We start from the raw sequence: 17009 nt of genomic DNA on the forward strand, positions 1-17009 counted from the left end.
GTTAAGTTTTTGTAAACTTTTCGATAAAATGTTTTAAAAAACGACAGTTTTTTGTTAGAATTGATTAGCCAATATATTTTACATATATTACTTTTGTGGGGGTAACAATAATGGTCTTTAAATCAAAAAAAGATAAATTTTCTGAAATGTTAATGAATGTTTCCGAAAATTTAAAAGAAGGCGCGCAGTTTTTCGTGGAGTATAAAATTAAAAATGCTAGCGATTTAAAAGAGTTTTCTATGCGCATGAAAGAGTATGAGTCAAAAGGTGACTCATTTATTCACGAAATCATTATGGAGTTAAACAAAGCGTTTATCACTCCGATTGAACGTGAGGACATCCTACAACTTGCAATGAGTATGGATGATGTATTAGACGGATTAGATCACAGTGCTGGTCTGTTCGAAATGTATTCTATTACAGAAGCAGATGAATACATGATTAAATTCGTAGAAGCAATTAATCAATGTGCGATTGAGATTGCAAACTCTGTTGAATTAATGTCTAACAAAAAATTAGTCGACATTCGTACAAATGCGATTAAGATTAAGGATTATGAATCACAGTGTGATGATATTCGCCGTCATGCGATTAAGAACTTATTCTCTCGTGAAAAAGATCCGATTAAGATTATTCAATTTAAAGAGATTTACGAAGAGCTTGAAGAAGTAGCTGATAGCTGTCAAAGCGTTGCAAACGTATTAGAAACAATTATTATGAAGAACGCGTAAGGAGTTTGATCATGGATACACTCTTGATACTGACCGTTTTAGTAGTCATTTGCGCTTTAGCTTTTGACTTTATCAATGGATTTCACGATACAGCAAACGCTATTGCAACGGCTGTTTCAACGAAAGCTCTAAAGCCTAGACATGCCATTATTATGGCGGCTATTATGAACTTTTTGGGCGCAATGACATTTACAGGTGTAGCAAAAACGATTACAAAAGATATCGTTGATCCATTCGCCTTACAAAATGGTTCTCTTGTAATTTTAGCTGCTTTGCTTGCGGCGATAGCTTGGAACTTAATTACTTGGTACTACGGTATTCCAAGTAGTTCTTCGCATGCAATTATCGGCTCAATCGCAGGTGCAGCAATTGCGGCCGCTGGGATTAGCTCGCTAAATCTTAAAGGATTTATTAAAATTATTGAAGCTTTAATCATTTCACCGATTATCGCTTTCGTTATTGGTTATACCGTATACAGTATTTTTAAAGTAGTATTTAAAAACTTTAACTTAACAAAAACGAATAAGAACTTCCGTATATTCCAGATTTTCACTGCAGCATTACAAGCCTACACACACGGTACGAATGATGCACAAAAAGCAATGGGAATCATTACGATGGCTCTTATGGCTAATAACTATCATACTTCTAGCGATATCCCATTCTGGGTACAATTATCTTGTGCTATCGCAATGGGGCTTGGTACTTCTGTCGGCGGATGGAAAATTATTAAAACTGTCGGTGGACAAATTATGAAAATTCGTCCTGTAAATGGTGTAGCTGCCGATTTATCATCATCACTTGTTATTTTCGGTGCAACATTCATTCACTTACCGGTTAGTACGACGCACGTTATCTCTTCTTCTATTTTAGGGGTTGGTGCTTCTCACCGTGTGAAAGGGGTAAAATGGGGAACTGCAAAACGCATGTTAATTACATGGGTTATTACACTTCCTATTTCAGCTTCTTTAGCTGCTCTGTTTTACTACCTATTACATTTTGTTTTCTAATCAAAAGTCGTCTTCCTTATTTTTCTAGGAAGACGACTTTTTTGTGAACAAGCCTATTTCTCATTAAAAAGCGTGTATAATAATTGGTGGATAAGTTATTTAGAGGAGTTGGCAATTTTGGAATACATCATGTTACTTTTCATCGGACTAATCGCCGGAACAGTCGGCAGCCTAGTTGGGCTTGGAGGCGGAATTATTATTGTTCCGTTATTAATTGGATTACACAGTTTATCACCACAACTTGCAGTAGGGACTTCTATGGTAACAGTCGTTTTCACAGGACTATCTTCCACCCTTACTTACATGAAGCATAAGCGAGTAGATTATAAAAGTGGACTTATTTTATTTATCGGAAGCGGCCCTGGTGGTATTATCGGATCATGGGCAAATAAATTTTTAAACCAAGACACATTTTCTTTATACTTTGGGATTTTCCTTATATTCGTCTCAATTCTACTTATGCTTCGAGACAAATTAAAACCTCTTTCCCTCTCAAATACGTCTGTAATTAAGCGTTCTTTTACAGATAATGATGGAAATACTGTACACTACCAATTCCCACCGTTTCTTGCTATCTTTATCGCCTTTATAGTTGGGTTTATATCTGGATTATTTGGAATTGGTGGCGGTGCCTTACTTGTTCCAGCAATGATGCTTCTTTTTGCATTCCCAGCACATATTGCAGTAGCAACTTCAATGTTCATCGTATTTCTATCAGCAATTGTAAGTTCTGCAACTCACATCTCACTTGGAAATGTCAGCTGGATTTATGCATTAATCCTGATTCCGGGTGCATGGATTGGCGGAAAAATCGGGGCTTACATTAATACAAAACTAAGTGGTAACGCCGTAATTAATTTATTACGTATTACGTTGATTATTCTTGGAACTAGATTAATCATTATTTCCCTTTTATAACGTATTCTTTTTAGAATGCGTTTTTCTTATACACATGAATATAAAAATCCTCCGAGGAGAACAAATAAAATTAAACAAACACATAATAACATATAATTTGAAATATGTACTTTCTTCAAGTTGACCACTCCTATAACTGCGACTGTTATCTTTATGATAGCGAAAAAATAGTTCACTTGCAGTTACAGAGTGCTAACAATGCAAAATCAATTATTACAAATTTTATCCTTATATTTCATTTCTTTGTATATTCTATCGATTTAATAAAAAAAGATGTCATATTGACATCTTTTTTAATGAAGAAGTGACCACCCCATGAAGTCTTCATGTACTTGGCACGCCCTCTTATCGTTTCGATCATATAATTCAGCATAGCTATCTGTTTCTTCATCATAAGCCATCGTATAAATAATTTGGCCGTCTACTTCAACGGATAAAACGACTCCACCTTTCATCTCTTCTACATGAATGATAGCATTCGCCGGAATTCTCATATCCGTCATTCTCATCGCATCTAACAATATACTAAACCCCCTACAGCGTATTCATTGCTAGTACTATTACACACTAAATAGTATACTACTGTAATAGCATACATTTCGTCAATGAAATTGCTGTTGAAATAGCATATTGTCTATATACATATACGCTAAAATAGAAGAAATAGAAACATATTAATGGGGGGCTAACATTGATTCTACACAAAGGAGATGTACTATTCCGTCAAGGCGAGGACGGTCCTTTATACTTTATAAAAACAGGCTTATTAAAAGTAGTTCGGCTAGAAGAAGACGGAACACCATTTTTATTCAACATTATCGTTCCAGGTGAAACGATACCTCATCATTCTTTAATTTCACCGAAAGAATATCACGGTACAGCTATCGCTTTAATAAAAACAGAAGTGGAACCGATCACTAGTAGTGAATGGTACGAGAGACTTCAAGCAAATCCCGAATCGTATGCTAACATCGCTATGCAATTGCAATCTAAATTAAGAATGATGCAACAACGAATTGATCAATTGACAACCGTCTCTCCGAAAGAACGTCTTCATCGTTTACAAGAATGGTTCACCCTATATTTAGGTGACATTCCTATATATGAAATATTAACACAAACCGAAATTGGTCAACTGATAGGTATACGTCGTGAAACAGTAAACCGTTTATTACGAGAACAAATAAAAAACGAGGTAAAATAAATACCTCGTTTTTTTGCTTATTGTAAGCTTGTTGCTGGGCCGAAAAATTCATAATGAATATGCTCTTGTTTCACACTTAAATCAGTTAGTGCAGCATTTATATGCTTCATAAATGCTACTGGACCACAGAAATAAAACTCTGCTTCAGTTGTCGGAATAATAGTTTTTAACCATTCACTTTCAATGAAACCTTCTTTATCAAAGTTCTTCATTTCTAAATCTTTTTCAGTCGGTGCAGAATAACAAGTATATGCTTTAACTTGTTCATATTCATTTTCTACTGTCTTAACGTGTTCTTTCATTGCATGTGTATTACTATTTATTGCTGCATGAACAAAATATACATTACGTTTTGAATCTTGTTCAATTAACGTATTTAACATACTCATCATCGGTGTAATCCCTACTCCACCACTAATTAGTACAACTGGTAATGTTGAATCCATATTTAACACGAAATCTCCCGCTGGTGCACTTACTGGTAAAACATCTCCTTCTTTTACATGTTCATGTAAGTAATTAGACACTTTACCGTCTGGTGTATCTACACCTTTTTCTTTTTTTACACTAATACGATAATATTCTTTCCCAGGAGCATCGGATAAACTATATTGACGATTATGTGTATATGTCTCACCTTCAATATTGATTTGAATCGTTACATATTGACCTGGGATGAATGAAGAAACTTTCCCTCCATCTTCAGGTTTCAAATAAAATGACGTAATAACATCGCTTTCCTTCACTTTTTTAACAATCACAAAGTTGCGGAAGTCTTTCCATCCACCTTCTTTATGTGCAGCTTCTTCATACATCTCTGCTTCAATGCTAATGAATGCATCAGCAATGACACCATATGCTTCTCCCCATGCATTTAAAACTTCATCAGGTGCACCTGCGATCTCTTTAATGGCACGTAGTAAACATGTACCTACAATCGGGTAATGCTCTGCTTTAATACCTAAACTTCTATGCTTATGACCAATTTGTTTTACAACTGGAATAATAGCTTCTAAATTATCAATGTACGTTGCAGCTGCATAAACAGCATTCGCTAACGCTTGTTGTTGTCTTCCCTTTTTCTGATTTGTATGGTTGAAAATATTCAATAACTCCGGATGTTCCGAAAATAAAATTTCATAAAATCTCGTTGTAATTTCAACGCCTTTTTCTTGTAATAATGGTACTGTTGACTTTACGATTTCAATTGTTTTTGCACTTAACATTGTATCCCACTCCTCTATTTCCTTAACTGTTTTTAGTTTAACTGAATCTTATAATGCAGATTGTGATTTTAATCACTATTAACACGGTGTTTTTGTGAATAATATATGAACATTGTATTTACAAAAGAAAATAAGCTAACTAGAATTCTAGCTAGCTTATTATTTTGTTTGTATAGCTTGTTCAATTACTTTTATATCTTTCCCATCGCCAAACTCCGTATATCCCCAGATATTCGTTTCACCTCTATATTTATTTACGATAATATCCAAGTCATGATATACACGGTGGGCATACACTACATACTCAATATTTTGAAGTTCCACACCTTTTTTTACAATTTCATAGCTTCTATTTACATCACGTTTTATTTTTTCATTCTTTATTTCTGTATGTATATTTTTTAACGATAATTCTTGTTGTTGAAACCATTGCTTAAATTGATTCCAATCCCCGTCTGTATAATTCTCTGCTTTACCGTAATTTAAGAAATTATTATAGCTTTCATGTGTCATTCGAATAAAATTTAGCACTTTTGTCTCTTCTTGCACATCTTCTATTTGAGCTATTGTATTTACCTCAGCAGGCTTATTCGCATAATGTAACAGCACTTTCATAAGACTATAGCTTGCAATGATCATCACGATAATAATCCCGAATACACTTAACAATTTCTTCATATACAGAACTCCTTCTCTACTAAAAATATTACAATGTATGACTATACTTGTAACTTTCTCTCGTAGAAATATAATTCCTGTATAAATTCTTCCTATCATTTCGACAATATTTTTCTATACATTTCTCGTTGGCAAATGTTCTTGTAAAACAATATATCCTTCATAAGCTGTGTAACCGAGTATAGCCATTAATCCGATATAACAAGCAAATACTGTCCATTTCGTTTTCGCATCCACTTTATAATAGTTTTCTTGTTGTTCCTTTTCTGTTTTCCATTCATTTAATTTTCTTTCTGACGCTTCAAATGCTTCCCTTATGTGAATTGTATACTCATCTTTTTCATCTTCATATGGAACATAATCTAACGGTTCGAACTTCGGTAAAAGATACTCTAACACTTCCATTTTTTGAAGTTCACCTATTTGTAACTCTTTTTCCCGTTCTCTTTGTCTTAATGCATTCATCTCATGATGCATCACGTATATAGTCCGATGTACAGCACCCGTTTCTTTTAATTCCTCTTCAAGCCTAGTAACATATTCTTTCATCCCATCAATTTTATGCCCTAATTCCTTAATCGGCTCATCTCTCTTTATTACTCTATATAACTCCATACAACCGATAATAACAATAAATCCTCCCAAAATACTTTTAAAGTAAATTGAATAGCCAAGTAATAAAATAAGGCCTGCTCCCCAAATTTTAGTACTGACAACTGAAATAATTCGCCCACCATCTAGCGGCGAAACGGGAATTAAATTAAAGAAATTAATCATACTTCCAAGCAAAATAACAAGCGCCCAAAATGGCTCTTTCGTCATTATATAAAGCGGTATCGCTGGTAAAAATGACAGAAGTCCGAAAAACGGACCCATATAGGCAATGTAAGCTTCATCTTTCGCATTTTTCGGCATCTCTTTCATTCCAATAAGGGCCCCCATAAATGGAATAAAGATTGCTGGCGATGTTGGGATCCCCTTTCTTTTCGCAGCCCATAAATGGCCCATTTCATGAACAAACAACAAATAAATGAGCGCCACTCCAAATTTCCAACCATATAGAACTGCGTATGCGCCAAGCGATAGAAACATACTAAATACCGTTGAAAACTTTGCTAATTTAAAAATTGCAAATATCCACTTTAACTTAGACAGTAAAAATAGACCTATCGCAACAATAATTCCCCATAATGCTTTTTTATTATTTTTCATATTCCTCTCCTTTATCTCTCATTAATGAATCATATTCATTCATTAAAGCTTGTTCTTTTCTCTATTATGACATATTTTTTTCTATTGTTAGAAATAATGTTTATATAATCCATTTTCAGCCAAAAATATAAATAAAAGGAGGTGTACAAAAATGAATTTACAATCTCTTATAATAGGTGCTCTATCGTTTTTAGCTTCAACTCTTATTTTTTATACCGTTAGTTACGTATTATTATTAGATTTGTTGCCCAATCACGTATTTATTGCCCTTGTCATCCTTTCCGCTCTTATGATTTCTTTTCTTATTACACGAAAATCAATGAATGAGCCATCTGCAAAAGCAAAGTAATAGAGAGGGGTGCTTTCCCCTCTCTATTATCATTTCCTAGGAAAGGTCATATAGATTTGACGAGTTTATATTCATTCCAATCCGTAAGGGCTAATTAAAGTCTTACTTTATCTTTGAAAATTCATTTTTTCACCATAATCTTTAACAATCTGAATTATATTTTGAAACACACCTATTTTTTCTTTTTTACTGTTTAATATTTTCAAATCATAACTTTCGTAATATGTTTCTAATGATTTTAATTGTGATTCTGAAGCGCTTTTTATCGGAACAGTAGCATGTAATTCATATTGCTTATACCCTTCCTTTACTTTTTCACCTAAAATCATTTCACTCTCTTTTGCTCCAATTAATTTTTGAACTTTTTCTGGAAAATTGAGTTGCAAATAATATTCTTGCTCCTTCACTAACTTATTGTATAGTGATTGTGAAATCGTATACCGTACCGTATAATTCACGTTTTGATCGCCTGTTTTAATATGAAACGCGGTAATCTGCAAATCTTTTTTTGTTACTTCCGTTAAAGGGCTTACCTGCATCTCATCTTCTTTTTGTTCTGAGACATTTGGAAATATATCCAAAAGCTTTTCCGTATCTTTTTCATTCAACATATACATAGCTTTCTTATATTGCACCCATCCTCGTCTATCTTCTCCCCTTAACCATGCATAATAAGTTTCTTTTTTCCCATCTCTACTAATTTGTATTTCATATTCAGGTTCACCGAAGCTTCCTGTTATTTCTTGTTTCTCAGCTTTATTCAAAATGTCTATTACTAACTTCGCTTCTGATTCCTGCAACTTTTTCTCTTTATGTTTTTTTTGTATAACGGTTACCCCTATTGTTTCTTTCACTTCATTCACCGTCTCTTCTACTTTTTTTGTTTCTTTTTTCGGCTCAACTTGACCACAAGCTGCTAGTAACATAACAAACAACAACACCAATACATATTTCCCTTTCAAATTAATCCTCCTCTTACGATAAGAAATCCTTATAATCTTCATACATAAAACAAAAACGTGACATCCTATTAAATACGCTATACTAATCATTGAAAGGAGGTCTTTATCATGTCCATTAATTTTCATGATGAAAATAATAAGTACACATATGCAACAAGAAACGCTCATATTTCTTGGGCTGAAATGGTAAAAAACATTACAGAAATACAAAACAAGCAAATAATTGATATCGGCTGTGGTGGTGGGATTTATACGAAAGAACTCGCTCTTATGGGAGCCAATAATGTTGTGGGACTTGATTTTTCAAAAGAAATATTACAAGCTGCAAAAGAAAATTGTAACAACTTTTCAAACATTTCATTCATCCACGGTGATGCACATAATATCCCATACCCTAATGAAACATTCGACATAGTTATTTCGCGTGCAGTTATTCATCATTTACAAGACATTCCTACATTTTTACGTGAAGCTTCTCGTATATTAAATAAAAACGGTGTACTTATTTTACAAGATCGAACAATTGAAGATTGTACAATTCCAGGAAGTCCCGAACACATTCGCGGATATTTTTTCTCTCTATTTCCAAAACTTATTGAAATAGAGTCAAAAAGACGTCCAAAAACCAACACTATACAGACAGAATTACAAAAACATTCTCTTCATGTACTTCCCACACAAACACAATGGGAAATACGAAAAATACATGATTCTGTAGAAACATTATTGCAAGATTTATCTCCTCGAACAGGTCGATCCATTCTATATGAGTTAACAGATGATGAACTTTCTCAACTTCTACAACATATACAGACCGCATTACAAAACGTCTCTCCTATTATTGAAAGAGATCGATGGACAATTTGGAGCGCCATGAAGTTGTAAGGAAGGAAGCCTCACAAAATAATGTGAGGCTTCCTTTCTTTCATAATCTAATTTTGCAACACTCTTGATATCCTCCACTTCTGGCCTGTGCACTTCCACACTTCGGACATACTAAATATCTAGACTGATTTGTCAACAAACTACCTTTTTGAAAGAGTAAAACTTCTGCTTGTTTAAACGAACGCGAATAATATAACCACATAAAACCAATTATAGCAATAATGCCAAATAATACTCCCATCGCAAGCATTTCAGTCACCTCTTTTGGTTTGTTCTTTCCAGCAAGTGGATTGTTGTATTATTCTCTATAAATTCAAACAATCCCTTCTTCACTCCTATAAATATCAATTTTCTCTATAAAATTTACAATTCTCCGCAAATTTTCACTCCCATTTTACAATTCATCATTTCCTTTACAACAACGAATATCACTTTCGATATTTCCGTATATAAATATATCTTTCAAAAAACATATTGACTTTCTAAAAAAAACATGCAACAATACTGTCAGAATACTTGAATAAAAATTCATTGACGAGAACGAGTACGTTATAGAACTGTTCCCCAGAGAGTTGGCGATTTGCTGAAAGCCAACGTTCAGCGCGTAACCGAAAATCATCTCCGAGAAGTAGAACCGAATGTTACAGTAAGTTCTTACCGGCCGTCCCCCGTTACAAGGAACACGTATCATGTTGTACGTTGCAAAGCCGTATACATATAGATTTATTTCTACATGTGTAAATTAGGGTGGTATCGCGGGTAAATATAACTCGTCCCTTTCTTTAGGGACGAGTTTTTTGTGTTCTTACAAATGAATTTAAAAAAGGAGGAAAAACAATGAACACTGTATCAAAAAAACATATTTTTTTCACGGGTCTTATGCTATTTTCTTTATTTTTTGGGGCAGGTAATTTAATTTTCCCTCCCATGCTTGGCCAAAATGCAGGTGAAAACTTTTGGCCAGCAATGATTGGATTTTTACTAACAGGAGTTGGCTTACCACTACTAACTGTTATCGCAATTTCTCTATCTGGAAATGGAATGCAGCAACTTGCAAGTCATGTTCATCCATTATTCGGAATTTTCTTTACAGTAATTGTATACATTGCTATCGGTCCATCTATGGGCATCCCACGTGTTGCAAATGTCGCTTATGAAATGGGTGTTAGTTCTTTCTTACCAGAAACAATCCGCTCTAGCAGCCTAGTGCTATTTGTATATACAATCATCTTCTTTACTATCGTATTTTGGCTGAGTTTGAATCCATCTAAACTTGTTGATCGTATTGGAAATGTATTAACACCTATTTTATTACTCTCTATTTTCTTATTGTTTGTTAAAAGTGTATTTACACCACTTGGGCAATCAGGACCAGCAATGCAAGAGTATCAAACTTCTCCAATCTTCAAAGGCTTTATGGAAGGCTACTTAACAATGGACACTATTTCAGCACTTGCATTCGGAATTATCGTTGTAAATGCAATTCGCTCTAAAGGTGTGAATGATCGTAAGTCCATTGCCATCGCCACAGCAAAAGCAGGGCTTATTGCCGCTACAGGGCTCGTACTTGTATACGGTGCACTCGGCTGGCTTGGGGCAACTAGCGTCTCGCTCGGATATGCAAAAAATGGCGGACAGCTACTTACTGTTATCGTACAACAATTATTCGGTCCATACGGTTTGCTCCTATTATCTCTTATCGTTACACTCGCTTGTTTAACGACATGCGTTGGACTCGTATCTGCGTGCAGTCAATATTTTTCAACATTATTGACTACATTTTCATACAAAACGTTCGCGAGTATCATTTGCGCATTAGGATTACTAGTTGCCAACTTAGGTTTAACGAAAATTATCGCAATCTCTGTTCCAATTCTACTTGTTGTGTATCCAATTGCGATTGTACTCGTACTACTATCATTACTTCATAAATACTTCGGTGGATATCGCTCTGTTTATGTAGGTGCTTTAATTGGAGCAGCTGTAGTGAGCGTATTTGATGGATTAAAACAAGGTGGTATTTCAGTTTCATTTATCACACCATATTTTGAATTTATCCCTTTATATAATGAAGGAATCGGCTGGCTAATACCAGCATTAGTAGGAGCTCTTATTGGTCTTGCAATGGCTAAGTTAAGCGGTACGAAAAAAGTTCCATTAGTAACCGAATCTCACGAAGTAAAAGCCTCCTAAAAAAAACTCCCAAAAGGGAGTTTTTTTACATTTGATACGCAGTATGATTAAAACTGCTTATTTTATAAGCCTTCGTATAATATTCAATATTCGTATCAACTGTTTCTACCTTGACAACATCATAGTGCTCTTCTTGCTTTACTAAAAATAAATAGTATTCCTCTGTAGCCTCAATAATCGCAATTTTATCTGTTTCAACATTATATTGTTCACAAAGCGCTTGTAATGCGTTCACATAATCCCCTAATTTTTTAGACTTATCCATTCCGAATATAGTTTGAACTAACATATACATTCTCCCCTTTATATGTACTGTTAACACCTCAATGATAACGCTTACATTATTTATCGTCAATAAAAACATTCAATAGTTTTAACGCCAAATCTATATTGTATCGAGCCAATAATCAGCGAGGAATTCCCCGCCAATTAAAGTTTCACTTTATCCCGCATTAACTGCCCATAAAAGCCCGATTGGTGAGGGCTGATAATCAGTGGGGGAGGAACAACCTCCCCACTGATTAAAGTTTCACTTTATCACTTCGTTAATTGATGCCTAAATGCATAAATAACCGCCTGAGTACGGTCACTTACATTCAATTTATTTAATATATTACTCACATGTGTCTTTACCGTTTTCAGTGCAATAAATAACTCGTCCGCAATCTCTTGATTACTTTTTCCTTCTGCGATTAATAACAAAATCTCAAACTCTCTTTCCGTTAAATCATCATGCAAAGGTTGCTCTTTCTTTTGACGCATACGGGACATCATTTTCCCGGTAACTTTCGGCTCTAATACTGTTTCTCCATCATAAGTAGCTCGTACAGCATCAGCAATATCACTTGCTCTTGATGTTTTTAATAAGTAACTGGTCGCCCCAGCCTCAATAACAGGATACAATTTTTCGTCATCTAAAAAGCTTGTTACAACTACAATTTTTGCTTCTGGCCATTCTTGAATAATAGCACGTGTTGCTTCAACACCATCCATCTCATCCATAACAAGGTCCATTAAAATAATATCCGGCCTTAATTGCAATGCTAATTCTGATCCTTTTCTTCCATTCTCAGCTTCCCCTACTACTTCAATATCTGGCTGTGTAGATAAATATGCCGATACACCCATACGAACCATTTCATGATCATCGACAAGCAATACTTTTATCATACTTCTCCTCCTCTCTCAATCATAATCGGTACTTTTACTTCTATTTGTGTACCTTTGGCCGGGAAACTAAGTACCTTGAGTGTCCCACCAATTTCATGAACACGCTCTTGCATCGATCTTAGGCCATATGAACCAGCCTTATTAACCCCTACTTCAAACCCAACGCCGTCATCAATGATTTTTAAAATCGCATATTGATCAATTTTTCGAAGGCGCACTTCTGTTTTCTTTGCCTTCGCGTGTCGCAACGTGTTTGATAGCGCTTCTTGCACAATACGGAATAAATGATCTTCTACACCTTTTTTTAATTCTATTGGCTCAATAAGCCATTCAATTTTCATATGTTGTTTTCGCGATAATTCCGTTAATAATTCCTCTATACCTTCTGTCAGTTTCTTACCTTCCAATTGTACAGGACGTAAATGAAGGAGCAATGCTCTCATTTCTGATTGAGCATTTACAACCATATTTTCAACAAGTTGCAATTGTTTTTTTGTCACATCTGGAAATTCAGTTATTTGTTCATTAATCGCTGACATCATCATCGACATTGCGAAAAGCTGCTGACTTACTGAATCATGCAACTCCCTTGCTAAACGATGCCTTTCTTGAGAAATCGCTTCTTGTCTCATCTCTTCATTCCAATGAGCTCGTTCATTCGTTACTTTTTGAAAGAGTCCAGCTTGCTCCTCTAATCGACGAGCCAGAACGATTACTTTTCGTTCCACTTCATGAAATTCATCATCTGCAGTAAACGAAACATCGCTCGGAAAATTCCCTCGCTCTACTTCAAATAGAAACGTATTTAATCCTTGTATACGCTGCTCTATATAGTAACCGATTGCATATCCTACAATTCCCCCGATAAGTAAACTTGTAGTCATAATAAACAAGCCAATTGGAACAGAAGCGATGGATTCCTTCCATAATAAATCATACACTTGTTGCTCGCTTTTCCATACATATACAATTGTACAAATGAGTGCGATACTAACAGAGGACAACATAGAATAACGAATATACATCCACGAAATATTTTTTTGTTTCTTCATTATACTTTCCTCACTTCCGTGTCGCCTACGACAAGCGAAGAAATAATTTTAATACGTCGAGGAGCCTCTTTATACTGCTCTGTTCTAAATGTAACATTGCGGTTAAACCCTGTCTCTTCATGACCTGGCAAGAGCACACGCCCGACAATAACAGAATGATTTAAAGAAAGTTCAATATCATATGGCACATATAAACGAATATTACCAACGACACCTCGAATAACAATTACCGTTTCCCCTTCTGGAATCATAGCAGTTGTTAAATCTATTTCCACATCACAAGCACCATATTGAACATTAATATCCTCAAGTTCATAAATATGATCCATCATTCGCACATTGCCTACAAACATATTTTTCAAATATGGTTCTGTACGATATATTTGCTTCTCTTCGTCTATCATCCCTTTTTCTTTAATTTCAACCTTCATTGCTTTTTGCTGATGCCCTTGTTGAATCAATTGATAACCAATTAAAGCTAAACAAGCAAATACGACAAGAACAAATGCTGCTGATGAAAATAAGAAGAATAAAAATACGATACCACCAACAAATAAAAATACATTTCCCCGTACATAACGATTCTTTTTACGATAATGCCTTCCAAACATAAGCATAATAAATGCAAAAATGAGACCACCTGGTTCAAAATGTCCAAGTATCATATCAAGAAAAAGACCGAACCCAAATATGATGAGGAGCATCCCCATTAATTGTGTCTTTGAAAAATGTTTCTTCATTTCAGCTCCCCCCTTCTTGTCACATATACATAGAAGAAAAGGCATTGCTTTCCAACACCTTTTCTCCTATCACTATATCATAAGCCTGTTTTATAATATACTACTATTATTTTGTTAACTCTTTCGTTAACGATACATCATTCTTTTCTTTCATTTCACGCTCAAGTTTTGCAATTTTCATATCAAATGTGTCACGCTCATGCTCTTCATTCATACGAGTTTCTAAGTCACGAATATGATCTTCAATCTCTTCAAATCGTAAGAATGGATTATTTTCATCCATTTTATGCATCGCAGTATTCATACGACGATTTGCATGTGCCATATTTTCACGTGCCATTAGTTCCATACGCTTTGCGTGCATTTCTTTTAATTTATTTTTCATTTCAGAAAGACGACGCTCTAACTCATCAATTTGCTCTACAACACCTGCATACATTTCTTCTAATCGAGTTACTTGCCCTTCATAATAAGCTACCTCTTCTAACGCACGTTCGTGCAATTGTAATTCACCTGATTCTTGAGCAATGATAGCTTGCTTTGATCTTTTATTAACGAAATAACGTGCTTGCTCAAGCTCACGAGCAAAGTTAGATTTTAATGTTTTATGACGCCCAATTAACTTCTCAATTTTTGTTATTTCACGCTCACTATCACGTAAATATTGGTTTAACATCGCAATTGGATTTTTTCTTTCCTTCTCATCTAACACGTTATGAAAATCAGCTAAAATTGCATCGCGTACACGTCCGAATAAAGATTGTTTCATTATAAATCTTCCTCTCTTCTACTTTAATTATAATTTGATTTATTGTTTTAGTTTTTCATTAATTTGTTCCACTCATCTTCAAAGTTGCTATATGATTTAGAACTTTCTGGAGCAGATCCAACAACTACATCTTTTTCTTTTTTCCACTCACGGTATCCGTAGTATAAAACCACTAAAGCAGCGATACCGATTAATGCTGGCGAATGAGAAAGTGCAATGGATAAACCGATTAAACCAACAATACCCCAAGCTAACTTTCCAAAAAATGATTTAGCTCGCACAAATGATTTATAGCTCCAATATACAACTCCTGCTCCGATTGCGAATCCTACAATACCAGCAAGACTACCAAGAGCAATTAAAGCCAAAATACCGGCTGCGATAAACGCTAGAAATTGTTTCATCTTGTGCTTGCCTCCCTTCGATTTGATACTCTTATCTTAACTATTTTTTCATCTTTCCATAACGAGCTTAAGAACCGTTTTCTACTCAGACTTAAGACCGAGTCATATTCAGCCCTTTACGCAAAAAAACGTGCAGAGTCTATTCTCTGCACGTTTTTTAATTACTAACATTCATATTAAATTAAGCAGTTTTATGATACTCTTTTTTCTTAGCTACTTTCGAAAACCTTGGAAACCCAATTAAAATAGAAACAATCCCACATACTCCAACTAAAATTGGATAAAATGCATACGGTAACAATTCAACTGGAGATAACGCTGCAAATCCTGCTGCCGTTAACATTTGGGCACCGTACGGAATTAATCCTTGCACACAACATGAGAAAAGATCTAATACACTCGCTGATTTACGAGGGTCTATTTCATATTGATCTGCAATATTTTTTGCAAGCGGGCCTGTAAAAATAATTGAAATCGTATTATTCGCTGTACACATATTCGTCATACTCACTAAACCAGCAATACCAAATTCCGCTCCTTTTTTCGAACGAATATTACGTGTTAATACATTCATTAAATATTGAATACCACCATTATATTGGATTAATTCAACCATACCGCCAATTAATATAGCAAGTAATACTAACTCCATCATACCGCCCATTCCAGTCGTTACACTTTTAAAGAAACTTTCTAACGTGTAACTTCCATCTATAAGACCGATAACACCAGATAGTACAGTTCCACCAGTTAATACAATAAGTACATTCCAGCCAAGTAGCGCTGTAATCAGTACTCCTGCGTACGGTAAAATCTTTATCCAATCAAAGCTATGTGCTTTAATTTGCGTGTCACTCCCTGAAGTAACTATTACTAATAGCACAATTGTAATAATAGCCGCTGGTAACACAATTAAAAAGTTCGTTTTAAACTTATCTTTCATTTCTGTTCCTTGTGAACGAACAGCTGCGATTGTTGTATCTGAAATAAATGATAAATTATCACCAAACATCGCTCCGCCAACAACAGTAGCCATTGCAAGCGCAATTGAGATATCAGTTTGACCACTAATACCTACAGCAATCGGCGCTAATGCTGCAATTGTTCCCATTGAAGTTCCCATCGCTAATGAAATAAATGCCCCAATAACAAAGATTCCAGCTACGATAAATCCTGGCGGTAAAATAGTTAATGCTAAATTAACAGTTGAGTCTACTCCGCCCATTCCTTTAGCAGTTTCAGAAAATGCACCTGCAAGCACAAAAATTAATACCATAATCATAATATCCGGATTTCCTGCACCTTTAGCGAACCGCTCTACTTTCACATTAAAACTTTCTTTACGATTCATCATTAAAGCGACTCCTACAGCAATTGAGATCGCTACAAGTATCGGCAATTTATAGAAATCACCTGTAATAATTCCAGAACCAATAAATAGCGCCAAAAATATCCCAAGTGGTAATAAAGCTAAACCATTTCCTCTCGTTTCTTTCAAAGTATCAT

At 35.0% G+C, this 17009-nt stretch carries 20 protein-coding genes and 1 other annotated feature; of the genes, 7 read left to right on the top strand and 13 right to left on the bottom strand.

Features of this window, described 5'->3' with window-relative positions:
• Window positions 1–110: 110 nt before the first annotated feature.
• The 3 genes from ABWK52_RS09690 (at window position 111) to ABWK52_RS09700 (ending at window position 2659) form a co-directional block, all read left to right on the top strand.
• Window positions 111–731: a DUF47 domain-containing protein gene (locus tag ABWK52_RS09690; RefSeq protein ID WP_000231449.1), complete on the top strand. Its 621-nt coding sequence runs from the start codon at window positions 111–113 to the stop codon at window positions 729–731.
• 11 nt (window positions 732–742) lie between these two features.
• Window positions 743–1741, top strand: coding sequence for an inorganic phosphate transporter (locus ABWK52_RS09695; RefSeq protein WP_000380273.1), 999 nt, complete (start codon window positions 743–745; stop codon window positions 1739–1741).
• A gap of 117 nt (window positions 1742–1858) precedes the next feature.
• Window positions 1859–2659: a sulfite exporter TauE/SafE family protein gene (locus tag ABWK52_RS09700; RefSeq protein WP_000455762.1), complete on the top strand. Its 801-nt coding sequence runs from the start codon at window positions 1859–1861 to the stop codon at window positions 2657–2659.
• Between the two features lie 293 nt (window positions 2660–2952).
• Here the strand turns inward: ABWK52_RS09700 and ABWK52_RS09705 are convergent, their stop codons facing one another.
• Window positions 2953–3180, bottom strand: coding sequence for a hypothetical protein (locus ABWK52_RS09705; protein ID WP_000883009.1), 228 nt, complete (start codon window positions 3178–3180; stop codon window positions 2953–2955).
• Window positions 3181–3350: 170 nt separating this feature from the next.
• On the opposite strand from ABWK52_RS09705, the gene ABWK52_RS09710 reads away from it, so the two are divergent.
• A complete protein-coding gene (locus ABWK52_RS09710) occupies window positions 3351–3863 on the top strand; it encodes a Crp/Fnr family transcriptional regulator (protein ID WP_000600585.1) in 513 nt (170 codons plus the stop codon).
• A gap of 17 nt (window positions 3864–3880) precedes the next feature.
• On the opposite strand, the gene hmpA is transcribed toward ABWK52_RS09710, so the two are convergent.
• The 3 genes from hmpA to ABWK52_RS09725 all read right to left on the bottom strand — a co-directional run bounded on the left by hmpA (window position 3881) and on the right by ABWK52_RS09725 (window position 6979).
• A complete protein-coding gene (gene hmpA, locus ABWK52_RS09715; protein WP_000947317.1) occupies window positions 3881–5089 on the bottom strand; it encodes an NO-inducible flavohemoprotein in 1209 nt (402 codons plus the stop codon).
• Window positions 5090–5248: 159 nt separating this feature from the next.
• On the bottom strand, window positions 5249–5767 hold the full coding sequence (locus tag ABWK52_RS09720) for a hypothetical protein (protein WP_098507905.1): 519 nt from the start codon (window positions 5765–5767) through the stop codon (window positions 5249–5251).
• Window positions 5768–5881: 114 nt separating this feature from the next.
• On the bottom strand, window positions 5882–6979 hold the full coding sequence (locus tag ABWK52_RS09725) for a site-2 protease family protein (protein ID WP_353771924.1): 1098 nt from the start codon (window positions 6977–6979) through the stop codon (window positions 5882–5884).
• A gap of 151 nt (window positions 6980–7130) precedes the next feature.
• Here ABWK52_RS09725 and ABWK52_RS09730 point away from each other — a divergent pair, with 151 nt between their 5' ends.
• Window positions 7131–7328: a hypothetical protein gene (locus ABWK52_RS09730; protein WP_001053356.1), complete on the top strand. Its 198-nt coding sequence runs from the start codon at window positions 7131–7133 to the stop codon at window positions 7326–7328.
• A 107-nt stretch (window positions 7329–7435) separates the two neighbouring features.
• Here the strand turns inward: ABWK52_RS09730 and ABWK52_RS09735 are convergent, their stop codons facing one another.
• Window positions 7436–8290 (bottom strand): hypothetical protein, encoded by an 855-nt coding sequence (locus tag ABWK52_RS09735; RefSeq protein ID WP_000677064.1) that lies wholly within the window; start codon window positions 8288–8290, stop codon window positions 7436–7438.
• A 108-nt stretch (window positions 8291–8398) separates the two neighbouring features.
• Between ABWK52_RS09735 and ABWK52_RS09740 the strand changes: the two genes are divergently transcribed.
• Complete coding sequence (locus tag ABWK52_RS09740; protein ID WP_000026286.1) at window positions 8399–9175, top strand: class I SAM-dependent methyltransferase; 777 nt, start codon at window positions 8399–8401, stop codon at window positions 9173–9175.
• Window positions 9176–9215: 40 nt separating this feature from the next.
• On the opposite strand, the gene ABWK52_RS09745 is transcribed toward ABWK52_RS09740, so the two are convergent.
• Complete coding sequence (locus ABWK52_RS09745) at window positions 9216–9425, bottom strand: hypothetical protein (RefSeq protein WP_000880630.1); 210 nt, start codon at window positions 9423–9425, stop codon at window positions 9216–9218.
• A 272-nt stretch (window positions 9426–9697) separates the two neighbouring features.
• Window positions 9698–9956 (top strand) — a binding site (T-box leader).
• A gap of 56 nt (window positions 9957–10012) precedes the next feature.
• Between ABWK52_RS09745 and brnQ3 the strand changes: the two genes are divergently transcribed.
• Window positions 10013–11368: a branched-chain amino acid transport system II carrier protein BrnQ3 gene (gene brnQ3, locus ABWK52_RS09750; RefSeq protein ID WP_001099143.1), complete on the top strand. Its 1356-nt coding sequence runs from the start codon at window positions 10013–10015 to the stop codon at window positions 11366–11368.
• A 25-nt stretch (window positions 11369–11393) separates the two neighbouring features.
• On the opposite strand, the gene ABWK52_RS09755 is transcribed toward brnQ3, so the two are convergent.
• The 7 genes from ABWK52_RS09755 to ABWK52_RS09785 all read right to left on the bottom strand — a co-directional run bounded on the left by ABWK52_RS09755 (window position 11394) and on the right by ABWK52_RS09785 (window position 17001).
• Window positions 11394–11732, bottom strand: coding sequence for a DUF3922 domain-containing protein (locus ABWK52_RS09755; RefSeq protein WP_002061028.1), 339 nt, complete (start codon window positions 11730–11732; stop codon window positions 11394–11396).
• Window positions 11733–11905: 173 nt separating this feature from the next.
• Window positions 11906–12538 carry a response regulator gene (locus tag ABWK52_RS09760; protein ID WP_000598707.1) on the bottom strand — a complete coding sequence of 211 codons (633 nt, stop codon included), beginning with the start codon at window positions 12536–12538 and terminating at the stop codon, window positions 11906–11908.
• Window positions 12535–13590: a sensor histidine kinase gene (locus ABWK52_RS09765; RefSeq protein WP_000744326.1), complete on the bottom strand. Its 1056-nt coding sequence runs from the start codon at window positions 13588–13590 to the stop codon at window positions 12535–12537. The genes ABWK52_RS09760 and ABWK52_RS09765 overlap by 4 nt, the downstream gene beginning before the upstream one ends.
• Window positions 13590–14330 (bottom strand): cell wall-active antibiotics response protein LiaF, encoded by a 741-nt coding sequence (gene liaF, locus ABWK52_RS09770; RefSeq protein ID WP_000716096.1) that lies wholly within the window; start codon window positions 14328–14330, stop codon window positions 13590–13592. The genes ABWK52_RS09765 and liaF overlap by 1 nt, the downstream gene beginning before the upstream one ends.
• 106 nt (window positions 14331–14436) lie before the next feature.
• Complete coding sequence (locus tag ABWK52_RS09775) at window positions 14437–15099, bottom strand: PspA/IM30 family protein (RefSeq protein WP_000814134.1); 663 nt, start codon at window positions 15097–15099, stop codon at window positions 14437–14439.
• Between the two features lie 47 nt (window positions 15100–15146).
• A complete protein-coding gene (locus tag ABWK52_RS09780) occupies window positions 15147–15503 on the bottom strand; it encodes a flagellar basal body rod protein (RefSeq protein ID WP_098541396.1) in 357 nt (118 codons plus the stop codon).
• 181 nt (window positions 15504–15684) lie between these two features.
• The gene (locus ABWK52_RS09785) at window positions 15685–17001 is read right to left on the bottom strand and encodes a Na+/H+ antiporter NhaC family protein (protein WP_000665486.1); all 1317 of its coding nucleotides are present in this window, start codon (window positions 16999–17001) and stop codon (window positions 15685–15687) included.
• Window positions 17002–17009: the final 8 nt, after the last annotated feature.

The sequence above is a fragment of the Bacillus sp. AP50 genome, assembly GCF_040492675.1.
GTDB lineage: Bacteria > Bacillota > Bacilli > Bacillales > Bacillaceae_G > Bacillus_A > Bacillus_A cereus.

Bases quoted from the DNA above. Each gene is read 5' to 3' on its own strand.
- ABWK52_RS09780 (WP_098541396.1), bottom strand. From the start codon at position 15,503: ATGAAACAATTTCTAGCGTTTATCGCAGCCGGTATTTTGGCTTTAATT.
- ABWK52_RS09690 (WP_000231449.1), top strand. From the start codon at position 111: ATGGTCTTTAAATCAAAAAAAGATAAATTTTCTGAAATGTTAATGAAT.
- ABWK52_RS09740 (WP_000026286.1), top strand. From the start codon at position 8,399: ATGTCCATTAATTTTCATGATGAAAATAATAAGTACACATATGCAACA.
- hmpA (WP_000947317.1), bottom strand. From the start codon at position 5,089: ATGTTAAGTGCAAAAACAATTGAAATCGTAAAGTCAACAGTACCATTA.
- ABWK52_RS09775 (WP_000814134.1), bottom strand. From the start codon at position 15,099: ATGAAACAATCTTTATTCGGACGTGTACGCGATGCAATTTTAGCTGAT.
- ABWK52_RS09725 (WP_353771924.1), bottom strand. From the start codon at position 6,979: ATGAAAAATAATAAAAAAGCATTATGGGGAATTATTGTTGCGATAGGT.
- ABWK52_RS09695 (WP_000380273.1), top strand. From the start codon at position 743: ATGGATACACTCTTGATACTGACCGTTTTAGTAGTCATTTGCGCTTTA.
- ABWK52_RS09765 (WP_000744326.1), bottom strand. From the start codon at position 13,590: ATGAAGAAACAAAAAAATATTTCGTGGATGTATATTCGTTATTCTATG.
- ABWK52_RS09760 (WP_000598707.1), bottom strand. From the start codon at position 12,538: ATGATAAAAGTATTGCTTGTCGATGATCATGAAATGGTTCGTATGGGT.
- ABWK52_RS09745 (WP_000880630.1), bottom strand. From the start codon at position 9,425: ATGCTTGCGATGGGAGTATTATTTGGCATTATTGCTATAATTGGTTTT.
- ABWK52_RS09720 (WP_098507905.1), bottom strand. From the start codon at position 5,767: ATGAAGAAATTGTTAAGTGTATTCGGGATTATTATCGTGATGATCATT.
- liaF (WP_000716096.1), bottom strand. From the start codon at position 14,330: ATGAAGAAACATTTTTCAAAGACACAATTAATGGGGATGCTCCTCATC.
- ABWK52_RS09755 (WP_002061028.1), bottom strand. From the start codon at position 11,732: ATGTTTTTATTGACGATAAATAATGTAAGCGTTATCATTGAGGTGTTA.
- ABWK52_RS09730 (WP_001053356.1), top strand. From the start codon at position 7,131: ATGAATTTACAATCTCTTATAATAGGTGCTCTATCGTTTTTAGCTTCA.
- brnQ3 (WP_001099143.1), top strand. From the start codon at position 10,013: ATGAACACTGTATCAAAAAAACATATTTTTTTCACGGGTCTTATGCTA.